The sequence below is a fragment of the Pseudomonas sp. 65/3-MNA-CIBAN-0223 genome, from assembly GCF_040310425.1.
Taxonomy (GTDB): domain Bacteria; phylum Pseudomonadota; class Gammaproteobacteria; order Pseudomonadales; family Pseudomonadaceae; genus Aquipseudomonas; species Aquipseudomonas gregormendelii.
Genome location: NZ_JBEOPV010000029.1, coordinates 42,126 through 63,644, shown reverse-complemented (window position 1 = coordinate 63,644; position 21,519 = coordinate 42,126). Strand labels below are relative to the sequence as shown.

The 21,519-nt window shown below is 61.9% G+C and carries 21 protein-coding genes; 17 read left to right on the top strand and 4 right to left on the bottom strand.

Features of this window, described 5'->3' with window-relative positions; translation table 11 throughout:
- Positions 1-140 precede the first annotated feature (140 nt).
- From kdpF to AAEZ09_RS25670, 6 genes are all read left to right on the top strand, one after another.
- Complete coding sequence (gene kdpF / locus AAEZ09_RS25695; protein WP_007899818.1) at positions 141-230, top strand: K(+)-transporting ATPase subunit F; 90 nt, start codon at positions 141-143, stop codon at positions 228-230.
- Between the two features lie 8 nt (positions 231-238).
- Positions 239-1,933, top strand: coding sequence for a potassium-transporting ATPase subunit KdpA (gene kdpA / locus AAEZ09_RS25690; RefSeq protein WP_350601287.1), 1,695 nt, complete (start codon positions 239-241; stop codon positions 1,931-1,933).
- A 10-nt stretch (positions 1,934-1,943) separates the two neighbouring features.
- Positions 1,944-4,001, top strand: coding sequence for a potassium-transporting ATPase subunit KdpB (kdpB, locus tag AAEZ09_RS25685; protein ID WP_045058921.1), 2,058 nt, complete (start codon positions 1,944-1,946; stop codon positions 3,999-4,001).
- A gap of 162 nt (positions 4,002-4,163) precedes the next feature.
- A complete protein-coding gene (gene kdpC / locus AAEZ09_RS25680; protein ID WP_350601285.1) occupies positions 4,164-4,709 on the top strand; it encodes a potassium-transporting ATPase subunit KdpC in 546 nt (181 codons plus the stop codon).
- 90 nt (positions 4,710-4,799) lie between these two features.
- The gene (locus AAEZ09_RS25675; RefSeq protein WP_205892526.1) at positions 4,800-7,451 is read left to right on the top strand and encodes a DUF4118 domain-containing protein; all 2,652 of its coding nucleotides are present in this window, start codon (positions 4,800-4,802) and stop codon (positions 7,449-7,451) included.
- Between the two features lie 36 nt (positions 7,452-7,487).
- A complete protein-coding gene (locus AAEZ09_RS25670; RefSeq protein WP_045058992.1) occupies positions 7,488-8,186 on the top strand; it encodes a response regulator in 699 nt (232 codons plus the stop codon).
- A gap of 141 nt (positions 8,187-8,327) precedes the next feature.
- On the opposite strand, the gene AAEZ09_RS25665 is transcribed toward AAEZ09_RS25670, so the two are convergent.
- Positions 8,328-9,374: a patatin-like phospholipase family protein gene (locus AAEZ09_RS25665; protein WP_205892525.1), complete on the bottom strand. Its 1,047-nt coding sequence runs from the start codon at positions 9,372-9,374 to the stop codon at positions 8,328-8,330.
- A gap of 223 nt (positions 9,375-9,597) precedes the next feature.
- On the opposite strand from AAEZ09_RS25665, the gene AAEZ09_RS25660 reads away from it, so the two are divergent.
- From AAEZ09_RS25660 to AAEZ09_RS25650, 3 genes are all read left to right on the top strand, one after another.
- Positions 9,598-9,876 carry a hypothetical protein gene (locus tag AAEZ09_RS25660; protein ID WP_045058957.1) on the top strand — a complete coding sequence of 93 codons (279 nt, stop codon included), beginning with the start codon at positions 9,598-9,600 and terminating at the stop codon, positions 9,874-9,876.
- 45 nt (positions 9,877-9,921) lie between these two features.
- The gene (locus AAEZ09_RS25655) at positions 9,922-10,689 is read left to right on the top strand and encodes a CHAD domain-containing protein (protein WP_045058958.1); all 768 of its coding nucleotides are present in this window, start codon (positions 9,922-9,924) and stop codon (positions 10,687-10,689) included.
- Positions 10,690-10,958: 269 nt separating this feature from the next.
- On the top strand, positions 10,959-11,756 hold the full coding sequence (locus AAEZ09_RS25650) for an acyl-CoA thioesterase (RefSeq protein ID WP_350601283.1): 798 nt from the start codon (positions 10,959-10,961) through the stop codon (positions 11,754-11,756).
- Here AAEZ09_RS25650 and AAEZ09_RS25645 read toward each other — a convergent pair whose 3' ends face one another.
- Positions 11,757-12,122: an Mpo1-like protein gene (locus AAEZ09_RS25645; RefSeq protein ID WP_045058960.1), complete on the bottom strand. Its 366-nt coding sequence runs from the start codon at positions 12,120-12,122 to the stop codon at positions 11,757-11,759.
- A gap of 132 nt (positions 12,123-12,254) precedes the next feature.
- Entirely contained in the window at positions 12,255-13,736 is a 1,482-nt protein-coding gene (locus AAEZ09_RS25640) for a methyl-accepting chemotaxis protein (protein WP_350601282.1), read from the bottom strand.
- Positions 13,737-13,911: 175 nt separating this feature from the next.
- Between AAEZ09_RS25640 and AAEZ09_RS25635 the strand changes: the two genes are divergently transcribed.
- From AAEZ09_RS25635 to AAEZ09_RS25600, 8 genes are all read left to right on the top strand, one after another.
- Positions 13,912-14,442: a hypothetical protein gene (locus tag AAEZ09_RS25635; protein WP_350601280.1), complete on the top strand. Its 531-nt coding sequence runs from the start codon at positions 13,912-13,914 to the stop codon at positions 14,440-14,442.
- Between the two features lie 70 nt (positions 14,443-14,512).
- A complete protein-coding gene (locus tag AAEZ09_RS25630; protein WP_028622263.1) occupies positions 14,513-14,704 on the top strand; it encodes a PLDc N-terminal domain-containing protein in 192 nt (63 codons plus the stop codon).
- A gap of 267 nt (positions 14,705-14,971) precedes the next feature.
- Entirely contained in the window at positions 14,972-15,847 is an 876-nt protein-coding gene (gene speE / locus AAEZ09_RS25625) for a polyamine aminopropyltransferase (protein WP_045058963.1), read from the top strand.
- A 218-nt stretch (positions 15,848-16,065) separates the two neighbouring features.
- Entirely contained in the window at positions 16,066-16,299 is a 234-nt protein-coding gene (locus AAEZ09_RS25620; protein WP_045058993.1) for a hypothetical protein, read from the top strand.
- A 214-nt stretch (positions 16,300-16,513) separates the two neighbouring features.
- Complete coding sequence (locus AAEZ09_RS25615; protein WP_045058964.1) at positions 16,514-16,855, top strand: ribonuclease E inhibitor RraB; 342 nt, start codon at positions 16,514-16,516, stop codon at positions 16,853-16,855.
- 476 nt (positions 16,856-17,331) lie between these two features.
- Positions 17,332-18,741 (top strand): circularly permuted type 2 ATP-grasp protein, encoded by a 1,410-nt coding sequence (locus AAEZ09_RS25610; RefSeq protein ID WP_350601278.1) that lies wholly within the window; start codon positions 17,332-17,334, stop codon positions 18,739-18,741.
- A gap of 12 nt (positions 18,742-18,753) precedes the next feature.
- Positions 18,754-19,704, top strand: coding sequence for an alpha-E domain-containing protein (locus tag AAEZ09_RS25605; protein ID WP_350601277.1), 951 nt, complete (start codon positions 18,754-18,756; stop codon positions 19,702-19,704).
- On the top strand, positions 19,701-20,510 hold the full coding sequence (locus AAEZ09_RS25600; protein ID WP_045058967.1) for a transglutaminase family protein: 810 nt from the start codon (positions 19,701-19,703) through the stop codon (positions 20,508-20,510). Before AAEZ09_RS25605 ends, AAEZ09_RS25600 begins: the two co-directional genes overlap by 4 nt.
- A 127-nt stretch (positions 20,511-20,637) precedes the next feature.
- Here the strand turns inward: AAEZ09_RS25600 and AAEZ09_RS25595 are convergent, their stop codons facing one another.
- Complete coding sequence (locus tag AAEZ09_RS25595) at positions 20,638-21,459, bottom strand: c-type cytochrome (protein ID WP_350601275.1); 822 nt, start codon at positions 21,457-21,459, stop codon at positions 20,638-20,640.
- Between the last annotated feature and the right edge of the window lie 60 nt (positions 21,460-21,519).

The window sequence follows — 21,519 nt, the reverse complement described above, 5'->3', positions numbered from 1 at the left end:
GGCAAGGCTGTAACGCCCACATAAACCCACTCTTTACGCTTTCTTTATCCCCCGCCACCCCCCTCGATCTCGTTCCTTTACAGCCTCTCTCCCGACAATACCTCCACACGCGGCAATACGCCGTAACACGGAGAACTTCCATGAGCGTTCTGGACGGAGTGTCACTGCTGCTGGCAGTGGGGCTGTTCATTTATCTGTTGGTTGCGCTGTTGCGCGCGGACCGGAACTAGGAGCGGGTATGCACAGTTATGACTATTGGCTGATCCTCGCATTCTTCGCGTTGGTGCTTGTGCCTGCGCCGTTTCTGGGTCGGTTCTACTACAAGGTGATGGAAGGGCAGCGCACCTGGCTAACGCCGGTACTTGGGCCGGTGGAGCGCGGTTGTTATCGGGTGGCGGGTGTTGATCCGCAGGCCGAGCAGAGCTGGCAGAAGTACGCGCTGGCGCTGCTGGCGTTTAACCTGGCGGGCTTTGTGCTGTTGTTTGCGATTCTGCTGTTCCAGGACTATCTGCCGCTCAACCCGCAGCAGTTGCCGGGGCTGGAGTGGACTCAGGCGTTCAACACCACCGTCAGCTTCGTGACCAACACCAACTGGCAGTCCTACAGCGGCGAAGCGACGCTCAGTTACCTGAGCCAGATGGTCGGCCTCACCGTGCAGAACTTTGTCAGCGCCGCCACCGGCCTGGCTGTGCTGGTGGCCCTGTGTCGTGGTATTGGGCGCAAGTCCACCAAGACCCTGGGCAATTTCTGGGTCGACATGACCCGTGCCACCCTTTACGGCTTGCTGCCGCTGTGCCTGCTGCTGGCGCTGTTCCTGGTGTGGCAGGGCGTGCCGCAGACCTTCGCTCACTACGTGAATGCCGTGACGATGCAGGGTGTCGATCAGGTGATTCCATTGGGCCCGGCCGCCAGCCAGATTGCGATCAAGCAGTTGGGCACCAACGGCGGCGGCTTCTTTGGCGTCAACTCGGCGCATCCGTTCGAGAACCCGACGGCGTGGAGCAATCTGTTCGAATTGGCGTCGATCATTCTGATCCCGGTGGCCCTGGTCTTCACCTTCGGCCATTACGTGAAGGACCTGCGCCAGAGCCGCGCGATCATTGCCTGCATGCTGGCGCTGTTCCTCATTGGTGGTGCCACCTCGTTGTGGGCTGAGTACCAGCCGAACCCGAGCCTCAACAACGCGGCGGTGGAACAGACCGCGCCGCTGGAAGGCAAGGAAGCGCGCTTTGGTACCACCGGTTCTGTGCTGTGGTCGGTAACGACGACGTCGGCATCCAACGGTTCGGTCAACGCGATGCACGACAGCCTCAACCCTCTCAGCGGCATGGTCGCGCTGGTCAACATGATGGTCGGCGAGGTGATCTTCGGCGGTGTCGGAGCCGGTCTCTACGGCATGTTGCTGAACGTGTTGATCGCGGTGTTCCTGGCGGGGCTGATGATCGGCCGCACGCCGGAATACCTAGGCAAAAAACTGCAGGCTCGGGAAGTGCAGTTGCTGGTGGTGACTTTGCTGGTGATGCCGGTCGGCGTGCTGGTGCTGGGCGCGATTGCCGCCAGCCTGCCAGGGCCGGTCGCTGCGGTGAGCAACCCTGGGCCGCACGGTTTCAGCCAGTTGCTCTACGCCTACACCTCGGCCAGCGCCAACAACGGCTCAGCCTTCGCTGGCTTCGGCGCCAACACGCCGTTTCACAACCTGATGCTCGGTCTTGGCATGTTGATCGGTCGCTTCGGCTACATCCTGCCGGTGCTGGCGCTGGCTGGCAGCCTGGCGCTGAAGAAAGCCGCGCCGGTCAGCCCGAACAGCTTCCCCACCCATGGCCCGCTGTTCGTGACCTTGTTGACGGTGACCATTTTGCTGGTGGGTGGCTTGACCTTCCTGCCGACCTTGGCACTGGGGCCTATCGCCGAACACTTGAGCCTGGGTTTCTAAGGAGCTGATGATGAATATGCCCGCAACCAAACCGGCTGCCGTCAAGGCGCCGGAACAACCGAAAACCGCGATCTCGGCCCTGTGGCGCCCGGCGCTGGTGCAAGCCTTCGTCAAGCTTGACCCGCGCCAGTTGCAGCGTGCGCCGGTGATGCTGGTGGTGGAACTGACCGCCATCCTGACCACCGTGCTGTGCTTCATTCCGGATCCGGCAGTGCCGACGTTTGTCGCCGCGCAAATTGCCCTGTGGCTGTGGTTCACCGTGCTGTTTGCCAACTTCGCCGAAGCCTTGGCCGAGGGTCGCGGCAAGGCTCGCGCCGACAGCTTGAAGGCAGGCAGCGAGGGCCTGAGTGCCCGCCGCAAAACCGCCGATGGCAGCTTTCAAATCGTGCCGGCCACCAGCCTGCGCAAAGATGACGTAGTGCGCGTCGAAGCCGGGGAAATGATCCCCGGTGACGGCGAGGTGATCGAAGGCATCGCGGCGGTCAACGAGGCGGCGATTACCGGTGAGTCGGCGCCGGTCATTCGCGAGTCGGGCGGAGATCGTTCGGCGGTGACCGGCAATACCCGGCTGGTATCGGACTGGTTGCTGGTGCGGATCACGGCCAACCCCGGGGAGTCGACGCTCGATCGCATGATTGCCTTGGTCGAAGGCGCCAAACGCCAGAAAACCCCGAACGAAGTCGCCCTCGACATCCTGCTGATCGGCCTGACGCTGATCTTCCTGCTGGTGGTCGTGACCCTGCAACCCTTCGCGCATTTCGCCAATGGCAGCCTGCCGCTGGTGTTCCTCGTGGCGTTATTGGTCACGCTGATTCCGACCACCATTGGCGGCTTGTTGTCCGCCATCGGTATTGCCGGGATGGACCGCCTGGTGCGCTTGAATGTCATCGCCAAGTCCGGTCGCGCCGTGGAAGCGGCGGGGGATGTACACGTGCTGTTGCTGGACAAGACCGGCACCATCACGTTCGGCAACCGTCGCTGCACGGCGGTGTATGCGGCGCCGGGAGTGAGCGGCCGGGAATTGGCCGAAGGTGCACTGTTCGCCTCCCTGGCCGATGACACGGCGGAAGGCAAGTCCATCGTCGAATACCTGCGTGGCTTGCATCCACAGCCAGAGCCGTCGCCCGAGACCCTGACGAGCGTGCCGTTCAGTGCCGAAACCCGCCTCTCCGGCGTTGACTATCAGGGCCGCGTTTACCGCAAGGGTGCGGTGGATTCGGTGCTGGCGTTCGTCGGCCTGAAACGCGCCGACCTGGCACCGGCGCTGTCCCGGGAAATCGACAAGATCGCCCAAAGCGGTGGCACGCCGCTGCTGGTGTGTGCCGACGGCAAACTGCTCGGCGCGATCCACCTCAAGGACGTGGTCAAGCCCGGCATTCGCGAGCGTTTTGCCGAACTGCGCAAGTTGGGCATTCGCACGGTGATGGTGACCGGCGACAACCCGCTGACGGCTGCGGCAATTGCGGCCGAAGCGGGCGTCGACGATGTGCTGGCCGAAGCCACGCCAGAGAAAAAACTGGCGCGCATTCGGCATGAGCAGAACGACGGTCGGCTGGTGGCGATGTGCGGCGACGGTGCCAACGATGCCCCGGCCCTGGCCCAGGCTGATGTCGGTATGGCAATGAACGACGGGACCCAGGCGGCACGCGAGGCGGCGAACATGGTCGACCTCGACAGCGACCCGACCAAGCTGCTGGACGTGGTGCAAATCGGCAAGGAATTGCTGGTGACCCGTGGTGCGCTGACGACCTTTTCCATCGCCAACGACGTGGCCAAATACTTCGCGATCCTGCCGGCGCTGTTCGCCACGATCTATCCGCAACTGGGCGTGCTCAACATCATGCACCTGAGCAGCCCGCAGAGCGCGATTCTCTCGGCGATCGTGTTCAACGCCTTGATCATCGTGGTGCTGATCCCGCTGGCGTTGCGCGGTGTGCGGGTGCAGGCAGCCAGTGCGGCGGCGTTATTGCGGCGCAACCTGTTGATTTATGGGCTGGGCGGGATTGTGGTGCCGTTTGTGGGGATCAAGGCGATCGACATGCTGTTGACGGCGTTGCATCTGGTTTGACCGCTTGTGTGGGAGCCAGCCTGCTGGCGATGGAAGTTAACGATGACGCGTTCTGTCTGCATGAGCGCGTTGAGCTCAAGTTTTTCGCGAGCAAGCTCGCTCCTACAGGGGCAGTTTGCTCACGAACCACAGAATTTGTTACCGGAATTCGAGGAATCTGAAATGTCCACAATGATCCGCCCGGCCTTGAGCCTTCTCGTTCTCATGACCCTGATCACCGGCGTTGCCTATCCCCTGGTTGTCACCGGTGTGGCCCAGGTCGCTTTCCCCAGCCAGGCCAACGGCAGCCTGGTGCAGGACGCCAGTGGCAAGGTGCGTGGCTCTGCACTGATCGCCCAGGATTTCACCGGTGACGCCTGGTTCCATCCACGACCTTCAGCCGGTGCCTTTGCCACGGTTGCCAGTGGTGCCAGCAACTTCGCGCCAAGCAACCCGGCGCTCGCGACCCGGGTGGTCGACGATGCCAACAAACTGCTGGTGCCCGGCCAGGGGCCGGTGCCCTTGGCGCAACTGACCACTTCCGGCAGCGGCCTCGATCCGCACTTGCCTCCTGCGGCGATTGCCTATCAACTGGCGCGTGTTGCGGCGGCGCGGCAGTTGCCGGTGTCGACGGTTGAGCAATTGATGAATGCGCATATCGAGCAACCGCTGGTGGGCCCGCCGGTGGTGAATGTGTTGGCGTTGAATATTGCGCTGGAAAAGCTGTAGATCAAAAGATCGCAGGCTGCGCCAGCTCCTACACGGAGCCTGCGATCGTTCGCGGTAACCCCCATTCCAAGTCGAACAAGGCAATAACAGATGAGCAACTCCGGCCGCGCCGACGCACTGCTAGCAGACCTGCCCCGCGACGGGCGTGGCCGGCTCAAGGTTTTCCTTGGCGCCGCCCCGGGTGTCGGCAAGACCTACGCCATGCTGCAAGCGGCCCATACCCAGCTGCGCCAGGGCGTGAAAGTCATCGCCGGGGTGGTCGAAACCCACGGCCGCGCCGAAACCGAAGCGCTGCTCGGCGGCTTGCCGCAGCAACCGTTGGTGCGCTCGGAATACCGTGGCGTCATGCTCGAGGAAATGGACCTCGACGGCCTGCTCGCGGCCAAACCCAAGCTGGTGCTGGTGGACGAACTGGCCCACAGCAACGCCCCCGGCAGCCGTCACGCCAAGCGCTGGCAGGACATCCAGGAACTGCTCGCCGCCGGCATCGACGTGTTCACGACCGTCAACGTCCAGCACCTGGAAAGCCTCAATGACCAGGTGCGTGGCATCACCGGCGTGCAGGTCCGCGAGACGTTGCCGGACTGGGTGCTGCAGGAAGCCTATGAACTGCTGCTGATCGACCTGCCGCCGCGGGAATTGCTCGAGCGTCTGCGCGACGGCAAAGTCTATGTGCCGGAGCAGGCACGGGCGGCCATCGATGCATTCTTCACCCAGACCAACCTCACGGCCTTGCGTGAACTGGCGATGCAGACTGCCGCCGCGCAAGTCGATAATGACCTGGCCCAGGGCTATCGCCAACTCGGCCAGGATGCGCCGGCTGTGCGCGGTCGGTTGCTGGTCGGGGTCGATGGCGATGAGCAGGCCGAGCGCCTGGTGCGGCATGCCAGCCGGGTCGCCCAGCGTCGCCACCTGCCGTGGAGCCTGGTGCATGTGGATAACGGCAGCACGCGCGACGAGCAGGCACGCCTGCGCCTGCAAAGTGCCCAGCAACTGGCCGAGCGCCTGGGTGGCGAGGTGGTGTTACTGCGCGCTGGCGAGGTCGCGAAAACTCTGATCCAGCATGCCGGCGAACGTCGCGCCAGCCTGATCCTGGTGGGGCAATCCCGGCAGCGTTGGCGCCGGCGCCTGTTCGGTGGCGGCCTGGCGTCACGGCTGTTGCGCAACGCGCGCGGGCTGGAAATCAACGTGCTCGACAGCGATCACGCGCAACATTCGCCACGCGCGCGTTCGACCCAACCACTGGTGTGGTTCGACTATGCGCTGGCGCTGGTCGCGACCGTGCTCGCCAGTGCCTTGGCCTGGGCCGTAGCCAGTGTGTTGCCGCTGCCCAACATCTCCCTGGTGTTCCTCGCGGCCGTGCTGCTGGTGGCCGTGCGCAGCAGTCTTGGTCCGGCGCTGGCCTGCGCGGCGCTGTCATTCCTGACCTATGACTTCCTGTTCATTCCACCGAATTTTTCCTTCAGCATCCAGCGCGAAGAAGACGTGCTGACCTTGCTGTTTTTCCTGTTGATGGCCGCACTCACCGGCAACCTCGCGGCGCGTCAGCGTCGACAATTGCAGGCGCTGCGCGATACCCAGGAAGAGACCAGCGAACTGCTCGACCTGTCGCGCAAACTCACCGCGGCCACTGATCGCCAGGCGGTAGTCAGTGCGGCGGCGCAGCACCTCAACGGCTGGAGCGACGTACAACTGTGCCTGCTCAATCGCGACGGGCAGGCGGGCTGGAAAGTTGAAACCGGTGGCCCGTTGACCTTCACCGAAGCCGAACGCGCAGCGGCCGACTGGGCCTGGCAACATGATCAGCCGGCGGGTGCGGGAACCGGGACTTTGCCGATGGGACGCTGGTGGTGGTGGCCGTTGTCGGTAGAGGACGGACCGCTGGCGCTGCTCGGCGTCTGCGCCAGGGAGGGCCATACCTTGAGCGGCCAGCGCCGCCGCCTGCTGACTGCCTTGAGCCAGCCACTTGCCCAGGCACTGGCCCGTGCGCAACTGGCCCAGGACCTGGAGGCGGCGCGCCTGCACGGTGAAACCGAACAACTGCGCAGTGCCTTGCTGGCCTCGGTGTCCCACGACCTGCGCACGCCGTTGACCTCGATGCGCGGCAGCATCGACAGCCTGCTGGCGCTCGGCGAAGCGATCCCGCTGGAAGACCGCCGCGAACTGCTCGAAGGCACTCGCGACGAAGCCGAACGCCTCGATCGTTACATTCAGAACCTGCTGGACATGACCCGCCTGGGCCACGGTGCGTTGAAGCTGGCGCGGGACTGGGTGTCGCCGGCAGACATCGTCGGCAGCTCGCTCAATCGCCTGCGTGCGGTGCTCGCGCCGCTGCAGGTCAGCACCGAGGTGCCCCCGGAGTTGCCGCTGCTCTACGTGCACGCGGCGCTGATCGAACAGGCGCTGGTAAACGTACTGGAAAACGCCGCGCGGTTTTCCCCGCCTCAGGGCCGCCTGCAGTTGAGCGCTGGCGCCAATGACAGCGAGTTGTTTTTCTCGGTCAGCGACGAAGGGCCAGGGATTCCGGAGGACGAGCGGGCAAAGATTTTCGATATGTTCTACACCGCCGCACGGGGTGATCGGGGCGGGCAGGGCACCGGGCTTGGCCTGGCGATTTGCCAGGGGATGGTGGGCGCTCATGGCGGGCGGATCAGTGTCGCGGACGGGATAGAGGGCCGGGGCACCTGCATCACCCTGCATCTGCCACTGCAAGAACAGCCGGAAGTTGAAAGTGAAGCCTGATACCCTTTGGATCCCCCTATGCCGCGATCAGAATTCATGAGCCAGACCGCGACCATCCTGGTCATCGACGACGAACCACAGATCCGCAAATTCCTGCGCATCAGCCTGGTTTCCCAAGGTTATAAAGTGCTGGAAGCCGGAACCGGTACCGAGGGGCTGGCGCAGGCCGCGTTGAGCAAGCCTGACTTGCTGGTGCTCGACCTCGGCCTGCCGGACATGGACGGCCAGCAGGTGCTGCGCGAGTTTCGCGAGTGGTCGACGGTGCCGGTGCTGGTGCTGTCGGTGCGTGCCGGCGAGGGGCAGAAAGTCGAGGCGCTGGACGGCGGTGCGAATGATTACGTGACCAAGCCGTTCGGCATCCAGGAATTCCTGGCCAGGGTCCGCGCGCTGTTGCGCCAGGCTCCAGCAGGGGAATCGCAGCAGGCGGCACTGAGCTTTGGGCCTCTGACCGTTGACCTGGCCTACCGCCGGGTACTGCTCGACGGCGCCGAAGTCGCATTGACCCGCAAGGAGTACGCGGTGCTGGCACAACTGGCCCGGCATCCGGGGCGGGTGATTACCCAGCAGCAATTACTCAAGGATATCTGGGGGCCGACGCACACCGAGGACAGTCACTATTTGCGCATTGTGGTGGGGCATCTGCGCCAGAAGCTGGCCGATGACCCCACCCAGCCGCGGTTTATCGTGACTGAGGCGGGGGTGGGGTATCGGTTGTTGGGTGGGGACAACCAGTAATATTTGTGTTGAATGTTCCGGCCTCATCGCGGGCAAGCCCGGCTCCCACAGGTTATGAGTTGATTCACAATATTTGTGGACACCCTCGAACCTGTGGGAGCCGGGCTTGCCCGCGATGAGGCCCTTGAATCCTGCACAAGTCTAGGGACTGCGACCCTGCTCTTCCTCATACCGATCCAGCGTATCGCGCGCAATTTCCCGCCCCAGCGCGATCAATTCCGGCGCCTTGTAAAACTCGAAAAACCGGCACACCCGCTTCGGTACGTTGATCAGGATATCCGGCGGATACCCGGCAATCTTGTACTGCGCCAACGAAGTCTGCATCACCTCGAAACTCTGGTTGATCAAATCCAGCAGCGACGCCGGCCCGACGTTATCGATAATGAACGACCCGGTGGCGGACTTCGGCGCACCCCCGGCCTCCGGAGCGGCGGCCGGTTGCTGGGCTTCAGGCTCAGCGGATTCGATCCACGGATTGATGTCCGCCCCTTGCGCCTTCAGTGCTTCTTTCTCCAGCGCCAGCAATTGCTCGGCCTGCGTGCGTCGGAACGGTAACTTCGACCCCAGGGAATTGATCAGGCTGTCGAAACGACTTTTGAACGCAGGCGGGCGTGGGATCACCGGCAGCTGATAATGCCGCTGGTTGGTGGAGTTGAGATTGACCGCGATGATCAGGTCGCAATGGCTCGAGACCACCGGCACGATTGGCAGCGGGTTGAGTATCCCGCCGTCGACCAGCATGCGATTGCCTTGCATCACCGGGGTGAACAGGCTGGGGATCGCCGCCGAGGCGCGCATGGCCTGGTGCAGGCAACCTTCCTGGAACCAGATTTCCTGCTGGTTGGTCAGGTCGGTGGCCACCGCCGTGTAGGGAATCCGCAGTTCCTCGATGTTGATCTCGCCGACGATCTTGCGAATCTGCCCGAACACTTTTTCGCCGCGAATCGCCCCCAGTCGGAAACTCACGTCAACCAGACGCAAGACGTCGAGGTAGTCCAGGCTCTCGATCCAGTTGCGGTAATCCTCGAGTTTGCCGGCGGCATAGATCCCGCCGACCACCGCGCCCATGGAGCACCCGGCGATGCAGGCGATGTCGTAGCCTCGCCGTTCGATCTCCTCGATGACGCCGATATGGGCATAACCCCGGGCGCCACCTGATCCCAGTACCAGTGCGACACGCTTTTTCATGAATCGCCCTCGTCTGACAAGGTTCAACAATGCACCCAACGAGGGGCGCGCTTCAATCGCCAAGGTCGTTCAAGCAGGCGAAGACGTCGTTTTTTCGACACTCCATGGCGGCGCAAGGGTATCTTGCTCAGCGCGACAGTTTCAGCAAGGCGCTCAAGGCACTTTTCAACCGCCAGACCGTCTTACCTGCACGACTGTTTTCCTATTTTTTGAGGTGTAAGTGATGAAAGCCTGGATCTGTGTACCCTTGATTGCCCTGGCACTGGCCGGCTGTGCCGGCAAGACCGCCTACCGCGACAGCTGCGGCAGCGGCATCGATGCGGCGTGGCATGAGCTGGACCTGGCCAAGGCGGAAGGGTTTGCCGGCACCGTCAGCTACTCCAAGGCGCTGTCGTTGCTGACCGGTGCGAAGACCCAGCAACAATTCGAGGCATTCGAAGGTTGCACCAAGAAAGCCGAAAAAGCGCGCTTCTACATTCGTGAGTCACGCGCCGGGCGTTGAGGCATGATGCAACGCTGAGTTGCCATTCAAAAAAAGGAGCAAGCGATGTCCGGGTTGGTTGATCGGTTAGTGGCTCATGTCATGGGCCTTGAAGTCGGATTGATGGCGAGTCAGGCGCGCCTGGAGGCGCGCACCGACCCTGAGGCCTTGCACGATCTGCGCACCACGGTCCGCCGTCTGCGCAGCCTGCTGCGGCCGTTGCGCGGCTTGCCCGGCGTCGCTCAGCTGGAAGCGGCGGCGTCGCGGGTCGGCGACCTGACTACACCGCTGCGCGATCGCGAAGTGTTGGCCGCCTACCTGCTCGAGCACGATCAACCGGACGCGGCGCATCGGCGCATGGCGCAAATGGCCGAGGCTTATCCTGCAGTCGCCGCCAGCACCGAGCTGGCGCAACTGCTGCAGATACTCGACGCGTTTCCCCGATTCTTGCGGGCGTCCCAGCGCCAGGGACTGCTCAAGGGCCTGCGCCCAAACATCGAAAAGCGCTTGGCGAAACAGTGGAAAAAGCTCGACACCGCCCTGCACGATCCTGCCCACGACCGCCATCGCCTGCGACTGCTGATCAAGCGCGTGCGTTATGGCATCGAGGCCTATCCCGAGCTGGACCGCTTGCCCAAGGCCGCCATGCCGCGCCTGAAAGCTGCGCAAGCGGCCCTGGGTGACTGGCACGATTGCTGGCAGTGGCTGGCGCGCGCCGAGCACGAGGCCGATCTGCAACCCTGCGTCAGCACCTGGCAAACCACCATGGCCAAGGCCGAAAGCCGCGCCGACCGGGTGCTGGACAAGCTCAGTGCGGACTGCTTCAAGTCCTGACAACCGGGATAGCTACCGCAAGCTGCGATCTTTTGACTCGAGACCGCATCGCCCCCCGTAGGAGCTGCCGCAGGCTGCGATCTTTTGACGTTGATCTTTGGCGTCATCGCTGTCGCCTAAGATCAGATGATCGCAGCCGGCGGGCGGCAGCTCCTACGGGATATGCGTGCGTCTCGGCCTATCTGTCGGTGGATTTGTCCGGAATAAGCCCTGTATCGCCTCCCGCGTCTGGTTAACATCCCTGCATCCCCATCTGCTCCGAGGTTTTCATGCGCTTCTCCGATCTGCTTGACGCTGTTCGCAGCCAACCGCTGGAACTGAGTATTCCAGCCGAATGGGCCCAGGGCCGGGCCAGTTTTGGTGGTCTGGTGGCCGCTTTGCAATACGAAGCGATGCGTGCCCAGGTGCCGGCAGATCGTCCCGTACGCTCGCTGGCGATCACCTTTGTCGGGCCGGTCGAGCCGGATGTGCCGGTCAGTTTCGAAGTGGATGTGCTGCGTGAAGGTAAAGCCGTCAGCCAGGTGTTGGGCCGGGCGATGCAAAAAGGCCAGGTGGTGACCCTGGTGCAAGGCAGCTTCGGCGGATCGCGTCCGTCGGAGGTGGCGGTGAGCGCACAACCGGCGCCGGAAATGAAACATTGGGAAGAATGCCAGGAATTGCCCTATATCAAGGGCATCACGCCGGAATTCATGCGCCACCTGGCGATGCGCTGGAGCGTCGGCGGGCTGCCGTTCACCGGCAATACTTCGCGTCAAATGGGGGGATGGGTGCGCTTGCGCGGGGACGTCAAGGAAGAGCCGGTCACCGAGTCGCACATCCTGGCGCTGGTCGATGCCTGGCCTCCGGCGTTGTTACCGCATCTGAAAAAACCGGCCATGGGCAGCACGCTGACCTGGACCATCGAATTCGTGCAGCCGCTGCTGGAGGTGAGCACGCTGGACTGGTGCAAATACCTGGTTGAAATTGAATACGCGGCGGATGGCTACGGGCATGCAGCTGCCAAGCTGTGGAGCCACGACGGTCAATTGATCGCCATGAGCCGCCAGACAGTCACCATTTTCGCCTGATCAATGCCGGCGGTGGCGCTCACGCCAGGCGCGCCACCAACCGCCGCTGAGAAGGAACCGCGGAAAGGTCACAAACTGCTCGACCAGCAGGCGCGACACGGCGTCCTTGCGACCGCTGAAGGGTTCGGAAGCCTGTTTTTCCAGGGTATGCCCATGGCGCTGCAAGCCCAGGGCGGCGAGCAGCCCGACGATGCCGATGGCAAAGTTGACGAAGCTCAAGCCGAACACACCCGTCACGATCAGCAGGAACGCCAGGATAAACAGCGGTACCGCAAGCAAGTGCAACACCAGATTGGTCGGGTGCTGGTGATTGTTGGGGTACTCCCTCCATTGCCAGGCGGGAAGGTTGGGATGACGCTTGCCCATGATGCTGATCCTCGATCCGTGTTGAACACATGATTGAAGAATAGGCTTGGGACAGCGCAGCGGCGAATGGAGGTTGGCTATCGGGGTGATAGCGCAAGGTTCAAGCTGTGTATTGATCAGGACGTTGGGGACTCAGAGTTTCAACTGCCCAATCGCCTTGCTCAATTCCCCCGCCAACGCCGCCAGCTCATTACTGGTCATCGCCGAACTCACCGTCTGCTGCACCGTGTTCTCGGTCACATCGCGAATGCTCACCACCGCCCGGTTCATCTCTTCGGCTACCTGGCTCTGCTGCTCGGCGGCCACCGCGATCTGCGTGTTGCTATCGCGCATCTGTGCCACCGCACTGGTGATCTGCGCCAGCGCCGCGCCCGCTTCCTGCGCCTGCTGTACGCAGTCGTCGGCCTTGAACGAACTTTCCTGCATGAAATCCACCGCATCGCGAGTGCCCGCCTGCAGGGCCGAAACCATGCGGGTGATCTCGTCGGTGGAGGCCTGGACGCGCTTGGCCAGGTTGCGCACCTCATCGGCGACGACCGCGAAACCCCGGCCCATCTCTCCGGCCCGGGCCGCTTCGATGGCCGCGTTCAGCGCCAGCAGGTTAGTCTGCTCGGCGATGCTGTGAATCACCCCGACCACGCTGTTGATTTTCTGGCTGTCTTCGGCCAGGCGCTGGATCATCTGGGCCGTTTGCTGCACACCGGACGATAGCCCGGCAATCGACAACTGCACGCGGCTGACCACTGCCTGCCCGCTGCCCGCCAGGGTGTCGGCGGTTTGCGACAGGTCGCGGGTCGCGCCGGCGTGCTGGGCGATGTGATAAACCGTCGCGGTCATCTGGTTGATCGCCGTGGCGGCCTGGTCGGTTTCGCTTTGCTGGCCAAGCATGCCGTGGCGCACTTCGTCCATACTCGAGGCCAGCCGCGCTGCACCGTCATCCAGCTGCCGCGCGGTGCTGGCCACGGTATTTACCACGCGTTGATAACCAGCCTGCATCGCGTTAAACGCATTGGCCATTTGCCCGACCTCGTCGGTGCAGGCCAGGGGCACGCGGGCTGACAGGTCGCCGGTTTTTTCCACGTGCAGCATCACGTCTTTCAACGTGTTGAGCTGGCTGAGCAGGAAGCGGATCAACAATTGCGATGCGCCGAGCATGGCCAGCATCAAGATAAACACCGCCACCGCGTAGTGGGCGAAGCGCTCGCCGAACACCTGGGTCAGGCTCGGGCCATGGGCGATGATCGCGACTTGCTGGCCATCCTGGCGACTGAAAACTTCAGCGCCCATCAACGGATTATCGCCGAACAGCGGCAGGGAATTGACCTCGACCCAGCCACGGGCGCCGGTCAGCGCCGGCACCGGTTGTCCGTCAATGATCGGCGCTTGCCCGTTGGAGAAGGCCAGCACGTTGTCGGCCTGGGGCAGCGGTTGCCCGTCCGGCCATGCTTTCAGGAGGCGCGCCTGGGCCTGCGCCGACGCCTGGGCAGCGTGACCGCGTACCTGCTGTTCGAGTTGCACGGCGTACAGCACCAGCAACAAGGTCGTGACGAAGGCAACGGCGTTGACCGCCCAGAATTTGTACTTCAACGAGATGTTGCTAAGCCAGGCACCCATGGAGGTCTTCTCTGATAGCGGAAACAATTATGGCAAGGTGCCATTATTGTGCCGGGATCGGGCGGTGGGGACTTGATGTGGATCAAGGTTCCCGGTCAGGCTGGACACAGCCATTGCCTGCGTAATGCGCTATCCTGCGCGCCTTCAAAATTCTCTCGCTACAGGATCGCGCCCCATGAAAGCTGCACTCGTCGAACTCATCAGCAAAATCAGCTCCGGGTGCATGAGCGCTGACGAAATCCTCAAGGTGGCGGACGAAGCGGCCCAGGCCTACGCCGACCCGCAGACATTCCTGGCAGCGAATCCGGACATCAACTACGACGACACTTTCCCGATCCCGCTGGGCGAATGGGTGGTGGTCGGCAGCCTGCCGGAAACCGTGCTGTTCCAGGCCGATAACTACATGGACCTGTTCGCCCTGATCGTCGCCTCGTTCGGGCCGGGCGTGGACTTCAACATCAAGCCCAAACAACTGGCCAAGACCGAAGCCCTGACGGCGCTCAATCGCATCCAGGTGCAGATGGGCAGCATGAACAAGGAAAACGGCGGCTACACGCTCATGAACTTCAGCCAGTTGCTCGATGATGAACTGCAGGTGGTGCTGGTGTACGGCGACGACGTGCCGCGGGTCCTGAAATTGTGCGCCGAGGTCGGTATCGCCGCCGCTCCATCCCTGGAAGCCCTGAAAGTCGCCATCCACGTTTAATACAATAAAACGGAACCCTGGCATTGGCCGGCTATCCTAAGAGGGCAAACCACTCTTAGGGAGCGTCACCATGGGTTCCACGTTCAACGGCCTGATTGGCCTGATTATTCTTGCCCTGGACATCTGGGCCATCATCAACGTGCTGAAAAGTGGCGCATCCACCGGCATGAAGATCGTCTGGGTGCTGCTGATCCTGCTGTTGCCGGTCCTGGGCCTGATCATCTGGGCCATCGCCGGTCCGCGGGGTAATGTGCGGATCTGATCCAGTCGTCAAATCTTCATATCTCCCCTGTGGGAGCGAGCCTGCTCGCGATGGCAATCTGTCTGTCACATTGATGCAGGATGTGGAGACGCCATCGCGAGCAGGCTCGCTCCCACAGTGTTTTGCACATAGGCATAAATTACGAAGGTTCGACCTGTCATCTTCCGCGTCGTAGAATGCGCGCCTTTCCCGGGCAATCGAGCAAATCGATTGGCCATCATGGGCGGGTAACCGTCCGTTGCCACCGCATTCATCGGAGCACTTCCCATGAGCACCACCCCAACCAGCGAATACCTGGAAACCCTCTACGAAGGCTATGGCCAGCGTTTTCGCATGGAAAAACTGCTGCACGAAGTGCGCACCGAACACCAGCACCTGGTGATTTTCGAAAACCCGCGCATGGGCCGGGTCATGGCGCTGGACGGCGTGATCCAGACCACCGAAGCCGACGAATTCATCTACCACGAAATGCTCACCCACGTGCCGATCCTGGCGCACGGCACCGCCAAGCGCGTGCTGATTATCGGCGGCGGCGACGGCGGCATGCTGCGTGAAGTGGCCAAGCACCGTGGCGTCGAGCACATCACCATGGTCGAGATCGACGGCACGGTGGTGGATATGTGCAAGGAATTCCTGCCGAACCACTCCAAAGGCGCATTCGACGATCCACGCCTGAACCTGGTGATCGATGACGGCATGCGTTTCGTCGCGACCACCACTGAAAAGTTCGACGTGATCATTTCCGACTCCACCGACCCGATCGGCCCGGGCGAAGTGCTGTTCTCGGAAAACTTCTACCAGGCTTGCCGTCGCTGCCTGAACGAAGGCGGCATCCTGGTGACGCAGAACGGCACGCCGTTCATGCAGATCGAAGAAGTCAAAACCACTGCCGGACGCCTGCGCAGCCTGTTCCCGGACTGGCATTTCTACCAGGCAGCCGTACCGACCTACATCGGCGGCTCGATGACCTTTGCCTGGGGCGCGACCGACACCCGCTATCGCAAACTGTCCCGTGAAATCCTGCAGCAGCGCTTTGCCGGCAGCGGCATCATCACCCGCTACTACAACCCGGAAATCCACATCGGCGCATTCGCCTTGCCGCAGTACGTATTGCAGGCCATCAACAAGCCAAGCAACGACTGAAGCCACACACATTGACTGTAGGAGCGAGCTCGCTCGCGATGGACGTCAACGATGACGCGGGCTGCCAGATTAAACGTGGCGCCTTCAAAGCCATCGCGAGCAAGCTCGCTCCTACCGTTTTTTTGTGTCAACCGGTGAATAATCTGGGGGAACGATCACCCAGTGCAAAAGTCCAGATAGATGTAAGCCCACTTGCGGGTTTTATCGAGGAGGCACTGATGCAAAAGTGGAAAATCACTTTCGTGGATGATCACGGTGAAACAGTCGACGAAATCTTCGAGTGCGAGGAGTGCCCGGACAACGAGCACGCCGCCAAGCTCATCAAGGCTCGTCTGCTTCCTGTCGCTGCAGAACTGGATCTGAATGATCTGGAAGGGCGAACCGCTGACGCGAGCGTCAAAAGTCTTAAATCCCAGAACAGCATACAAATCCTCGGCATCACTCCCGTCTGATACAACTCCTGTCACATTTAAACCAGGCCTTGGCAGCTGCTCGGTCAAAGGGCTACTCTGCAGAAGAGATCAGCGATTGGATCGCTAAGGTCTGGTCTTGTCAGCTACATGCTTGATTCCCATCGGTGACCTGGTTACCGGCTCGTCCTCACTATTCGGCTGGGGGCGTCGGGGAGCACGGAAAGTCTATCCATCGGATTCAGGAGGACGTTTCATGAGCACAGCCTATCAAGAAGACATCAGCAGCAGCGTGTTGCGCCGCATGAAAGAAGGCGGTTTCGATTTTTCAAAATTTCATCCCATCGAGTTCTACGCGATTTTCCCCGACGAGGAGCGGGCCCGCAGGGCAGCAGGTCATTACCGTGGTGAGTCCTTGAATGCGCAGATCAGTGTGCGCGACGACGGCGCATGGGCGCTGGAACTGAGCAAGGTCATGTACGCCACCTACGATGACATCGGCGATTTCGAACAGGGATTCGAGGCAGTGGTAGAGCCTCTGGGCGGCATCATCGAAGGATGGGGCGTGAAGCAGGAGGTACGAGGGCGACTCGCATAACATTATGAACAGCAACAACACCCAGCAACGGCTGACCTTAGGGTTGGCCGTTTTTCGTTTAAAAGCATGATCAAAAGATCGTCCGATCGCGGCCCGAGCCTTCGGCCGCTCATACACCAGGGCGCCTTCCAATGTAGGAGCTGCCGAAGGCTGCGATCTTTTGATCCTGCTTTTGATTCAAAAAGGCAAAAAAAAACCGCCCAAAACAGGCGGCTAAATGGGAAGTTCGATGAGCTTTTCAGCGAATAAGCCAATTATCCCCATCGCCAGGCGGGCAGTGAAATCAACTCTGACTATGCTGGTGATAGCGACAGCATTGCTTCGCAATGGAGCGGGGGCGATCAGGTTGGGGCATTTGCCGCACGCAATTGGTGCGGTGTTTTTACAGCTTTTATCCAACTGATTGATATCAAAGCGTTTATGCCGATGGCACGGGCCTTGCGATGCCTAGATGTCCGGGTGACAAGGAGTACGGCATGATCCGCACCTATTTTGATGAGATGTACGATGCCGGCGGCCAGGTCCGCCCGCATTACCGGGAATTTGCCCGTTGGCTGGCCGAGACGCCTGACGAATTGCTGGCCCAACGGCGCCGCGAGGCCGATCTGCTGTTTCATCGAGCCGGTATTACGTTCACGCTTTACGGCGACGAGCAGGGCACAGAGCGCCTGATCCCGTTCGACACCATCCCGCGCAGCATTCCCGCGAGCGAGTGGCGGGTGGTCGAGCGCGGTTGTATCCAGCGGGTCAAGGCGTTGAACATGTTCCTCGCCGACCTCTACCACGAGCAGCGCATCATCAAGGCCGGGATCATTCCGGCCGAGCAGGTGCTGGCCAACGAGCAGTACCAGTTGGCGATGCAAGGGCTCGACCTGCACCGGGATATTTACTCACACATCTCCGGTGTCGATCTGGTGCGCGACGGTGACGGCACCTACTACGTGCTCGAAGACAATCTGCGCACCCCCAGCGGCGTCAGCTACATGCTCGAAGACCGGAAGATGATGATGCGCCTGTTTCCCGAGTTGTTTTCGGCCCAGCGCATCGCCCCCATTGACCACTACCCGAACCTGTTGCTCGACACCCTGAAAAGCTCAAGTCCTATCGACAACCCCAGCGTGGTGGTGCTGACCCCGGGCCGCTTCAACAGCGCGTTTTTCGAACATGCGTTCCTGGCGCGGGAGATGGGCGTTGAACTGGTCGAGGGCGCGGACCTGTTCGTGCGTGACGACAAGGTCTTTATGCGCACGACTGACGGGCCGAAGGCGGTCGATGTGATCTATCGCCGACTCGACGACGCGTTCCTCGATCCGCTGGCGTTCAATCCAGACTCCATGCTCGGCGTGCCAGGGCTGCTGTCGTCCTACCGGTCGGGCAACGTGGTACTGGCGAATGCCATCGGCACCGGGGTGGCGGATGACAAATCGGTGTATCCGTTTGTCACCGACATGATCCGCTTTTACCTGGATGAAGAACCGATCCTTAAGAACGTTCCGACCTTCCAGTGTCGTAATGCTTCTGAACTTTCCCACGTGCTGGCCAATCTTCCAGACTTGGTGGTCAAGGAAACCCAGGGTTCGGGGGGCTACGGAATGCTGGTCGGGCCGGCCGCGACGGCGGCGGAAATCGAGTTATTCCGCGCGCGCATCAAGGCCAAGCCGCATGCCTATATCGCGCAGCCGACCCTGTCGCTGTCGACCTGTCCGACCTTCGTCGAAAACGGCATTGCGCCACGGCATATCGACCTGCGTCCGTTTGTATTGTCCGGCCGTGAAACCCGGGTGGTGCCCGGTGGCCTGACCCGTGTTGCGCTGCGCGAAGGTTCCCTGGTGGTGAATTCCTCCCAGGGCGGTGGAACCAAGGACACCTGGGTAGTCGAGGATTGAAGGAAGCTTGCCATGTTAAGTAGAACTGCCTCGGATCTGTATTGGATGTCGCGTTACCTGGAGCGGGCGGAAAACCTCGCACGGATGCTCGACATCAGTCATTCGCTGTCGCTGATGCCACAGGATGGCCGCGGCGACGGCTTGCACGAACTGGCCATGCCGCTGCTGATCACCGGCACCCTTGAGGATTATCTTGAGCGCCACGGCGAACTGCACGCCGAGCGACTGCTGCACTTCTTCGCCCTGGATGCGGCCAATCCGGCCAGTATCTACAGTTGTCTCGGTTCTGCACGGGCCAGTGCCCATGCCGTACGTGGGCGGATTACCGCCGACATGTGGGAAAACATCAATGCCACCTGGTTGGAAATTCGCGGTATCGCCGACCAGGGCTTGAGCCGCTATGGCATGAGCCGCTTCTGCGAATGGATCAAGGAACGTTCCCACCTGTTTCGCGGCGCGTCCTACGGCACCATCATGCGCAACGATGCGTTTCGTTTCATTCGCCTGGGCACTTTCATCGAGCGCGCCGACAACACCCTGCGCCTGCTCGATGCGCGCTACGAAATGGCCGGTGACCAGGCGGAAGCGGTCAGCGACGGCACCGCACATGCCTATTACCAGTGGAGTGCGCTATTGCGCGCGCTGTCTTCGTTCGAGGCTTACACCGAGATCTACCGCGACGCTCCCGGCGCCCGCCATGTTGCCGAATTGCTGCTGTTGCGCGCCGACGTGCCGCGTTCGCTGCGCGCCTGTACCGAAGAAATCGACCAGATTCTCGCCCAGCTTCCAGGCGCCAACGGCCGACCGGCCCAACGCCTGGCCGCAGAAATGGACGCGCGCCTGCGCTACACCGGCATCAACGAAATTCTCGACGAGGGCCTGCATGCCTGGCTGACCGAGTTCATCCCGCTGGTGCGCCAGCTGGGCAACGCCATTCACAGTTCCTACCTGGAGGCTGCATGAGACTTTCCATTAGCCACGAGACCACCTATCACTACGAAGATCAGGTGCGGGCGAGCATCCAGTACCTGCGACTGACACCCCACGACAGCGAGCGCCAGCATGTGCTCAGCTGGCAGCTCGACCTGCCGCGCCCGGTTCGGGCGCAACTCGACCCGTTTGGCAATATCCTGCATGTGCTGACCATGGACGAACCGCACGAGGCCATCATCATCGGCGCTCGTGGCCAGGTCGACATCGACGAGCTGCGTGAAGCCGAGCATGAAAGCCAGTCGGCGCTGCCGTTCCTGCGGTTCACCCGCCTGACCGAACCGGATGAAGCCTTGCGCGCGTTCGCGGAGAAGCAATGCAAGAAGCGCCGCGATCGCACGGCGCTGATCGACCTGATGCATGGCCTGAACTCGCACATGACCTACACCCCGGGCTCGACCGAGGTCGACACCAGCGCGGCCCAGTCCTTCGCTGGGCGCTCGGGGGTTTGCCAGGACCACACCCACGCCTTCCTGGCCTGCGCCCGCAGCCTGGGGATTCCGGCGCGTTACGTATCGGGTTATTTGTACAGCGAGAACAGCGAGCACCTGGCCAGCCACGCCTGGGCCGAAGCATGGCTGGATGACGCCTGGTACAGCTTCGACGTGACCAACGAACTGGCCCGGCCCGAGCGTCACCTGAAACTGGCCGTGGGCCTGGACTACCTGGACGCCTGCCCGGTTCGCGGCATGCGCCGCGGTGGCGGCTGTGAACAGATGCACGCAAAAGTGTTCGTCTCGCCGACGCCTTTGCCGGTTTTTTCGGTCCAGGAACAGTAACCCGGCAGACCGCATCGCGAGCAGGCTCGCTCCCACACTGTCCAGCGGTGAACCCCATCCAAAATTCACCGCAGAACCCTGTGGGAGCGAGCCTGCTCGCGATCAGGTCAGCCCAGGCACTACAAAACTAGGGCTGAACCTTGCGCCCAGCCATATGCTTCAAATACCCCACCAGCCTCTCCAGATCCTGATCCGGCAGCACCTGCGCACTGAACCCGGGCATCTTCGCCTGCGGCCACTGCCGCAGGCTCTGCGGATCTCGAATGTAGCGCTTGAGGAAATCAGCGCCGAAGTACTCGGTGGGATTAAACGGAATGTTTAGATCCGGTCCGAACTGCGCATCCCCCGCGCCGTTCAACCGATGGCACGCCAGGCAATTCTTCTGGAACAGCGCAAATCCCAGGTTCACCGGATCGTCGGCCTTCAACGCCGGATCCGGCAGCAGGGCAGGGAAGCGCTGGGCCACCGGCGCCAGTTGCCGGATGCTCGCGACTTCGAACGGCCACTGCTCCGGGCTGATGTTGCCTGCCTGGGGATCGGTCCAGACCAGATAAAACGGCCCCGCGCTGTGCTTGCCCGCAGACAGGGCGGGCCATGGCCGGGCCGGATCCTCGATCGCCAGCCAGGCTCTGGCGCCCTGGGCATTGAGCAGGGGCGCGGCTGAGAGCTCTGCGGCAAATCCGTCCAGCGCCACTGCCTGCAGATGGTCGTCTGGCTTGATCCCGGTCAGCAACGCAGCGATGGGCACGGCACGGTAGGTCATCTCGCGTTTGTAAGACACATCGTTGCTGATGGTGATGGTCTGCACCTGCGGATGCTTGAGCAGCTCGGCGGTTTGCCAGGTGCGCGAGTTCTCGCCCAGCTGAAGATCCAGCTGTGCGGCAGAAAGGGGCGTACTGAGCAGCAAGGCCCCGAGCAGAGTGAGCGTTTTCAAATGATCGCCGTCCATGTCGTGGAGAGTGCCGCGAAGGTTGGCACACCCACGCCGGCCCGGGTAGCGGGCCAGTCA

Coding starts and splice junctions, on each gene's coding strand:
- kdpF (WP_007899818.1), top strand. CDS start 141: ATGAGCGTTCTGGACGGAGTGTCACTGCTGCTGGCAGTGGGGCTGTTC.
- kdpA (WP_350601287.1), top strand. CDS start 239: ATGCACAGTTATGACTATTGGCTGATCCTCGCATTCTTCGCGTTGGTG.
- kdpB (WP_045058921.1), top strand. CDS start 1,944: ATGAATATGCCCGCAACCAAACCGGCTGCCGTCAAGGCGCCGGAACAA.
- kdpC (WP_350601285.1), top strand. CDS start 4,164: ATGTCCACAATGATCCGCCCGGCCTTGAGCCTTCTCGTTCTCATGACC.
- AAEZ09_RS25675 (WP_205892526.1), top strand. CDS start 4,800: ATGAGCAACTCCGGCCGCGCCGACGCACTGCTAGCAGACCTGCCCCGC.
- AAEZ09_RS25670 (WP_045058992.1), top strand. CDS start 7,488: ATGAGCCAGACCGCGACCATCCTGGTCATCGACGACGAACCACAGATC.
- AAEZ09_RS25665 (WP_205892525.1), bottom strand. CDS start 9,374: ATGAAAAAGCGTGTCGCACTGGTACTGGGATCAGGTGGCGCCCGGGGT.
- AAEZ09_RS25660 (WP_045058957.1), top strand. CDS start 9,598: ATGAAAGCCTGGATCTGTGTACCCTTGATTGCCCTGGCACTGGCCGGC.
- AAEZ09_RS25655 (WP_045058958.1), top strand. CDS start 9,922: ATGTCCGGGTTGGTTGATCGGTTAGTGGCTCATGTCATGGGCCTTGAA.
- AAEZ09_RS25650 (WP_350601283.1), top strand. CDS start 10,959: ATGCGCTTCTCCGATCTGCTTGACGCTGTTCGCAGCCAACCGCTGGAA.
- AAEZ09_RS25645 (WP_045058960.1), bottom strand. CDS start 12,122: ATGGGCAAGCGTCATCCCAACCTTCCCGCCTGGCAATGGAGGGAGTAC.
- AAEZ09_RS25640 (WP_350601282.1), bottom strand. CDS start 13,736: ATGGGTGCCTGGCTTAGCAACATCTCGTTGAAGTACAAATTCTGGGCG.
- AAEZ09_RS25635 (WP_350601280.1), top strand. CDS start 13,912: ATGAAAGCTGCACTCGTCGAACTCATCAGCAAAATCAGCTCCGGGTGC.
- AAEZ09_RS25630 (WP_028622263.1), top strand. CDS start 14,513: ATGGGTTCCACGTTCAACGGCCTGATTGGCCTGATTATTCTTGCCCTG.
- speE (WP_045058963.1), top strand. CDS start 14,972: ATGAGCACCACCCCAACCAGCGAATACCTGGAAACCCTCTACGAAGGC.
- AAEZ09_RS25620 (WP_045058993.1), top strand. CDS start 16,066: ATGCAAAAGTGGAAAATCACTTTCGTGGATGATCACGGTGAAACAGTC.
- AAEZ09_RS25615 (WP_045058964.1), top strand. CDS start 16,514: ATGAGCACAGCCTATCAAGAAGACATCAGCAGCAGCGTGTTGCGCCGC.
- AAEZ09_RS25610 (WP_350601278.1), top strand. CDS start 17,332: ATGATCCGCACCTATTTTGATGAGATGTACGATGCCGGCGGCCAGGTC.
- AAEZ09_RS25605 (WP_350601277.1), top strand. CDS start 18,754: ATGTTAAGTAGAACTGCCTCGGATCTGTATTGGATGTCGCGTTACCTG.
- AAEZ09_RS25600 (WP_045058967.1), top strand. CDS start 19,701: ATGAGACTTTCCATTAGCCACGAGACCACCTATCACTACGAAGATCAG.
- AAEZ09_RS25595 (WP_350601275.1), bottom strand. CDS start 21,459: ATGGACGGCGATCATTTGAAAACGCTCACTCTGCTCGGGGCCTTGCTG.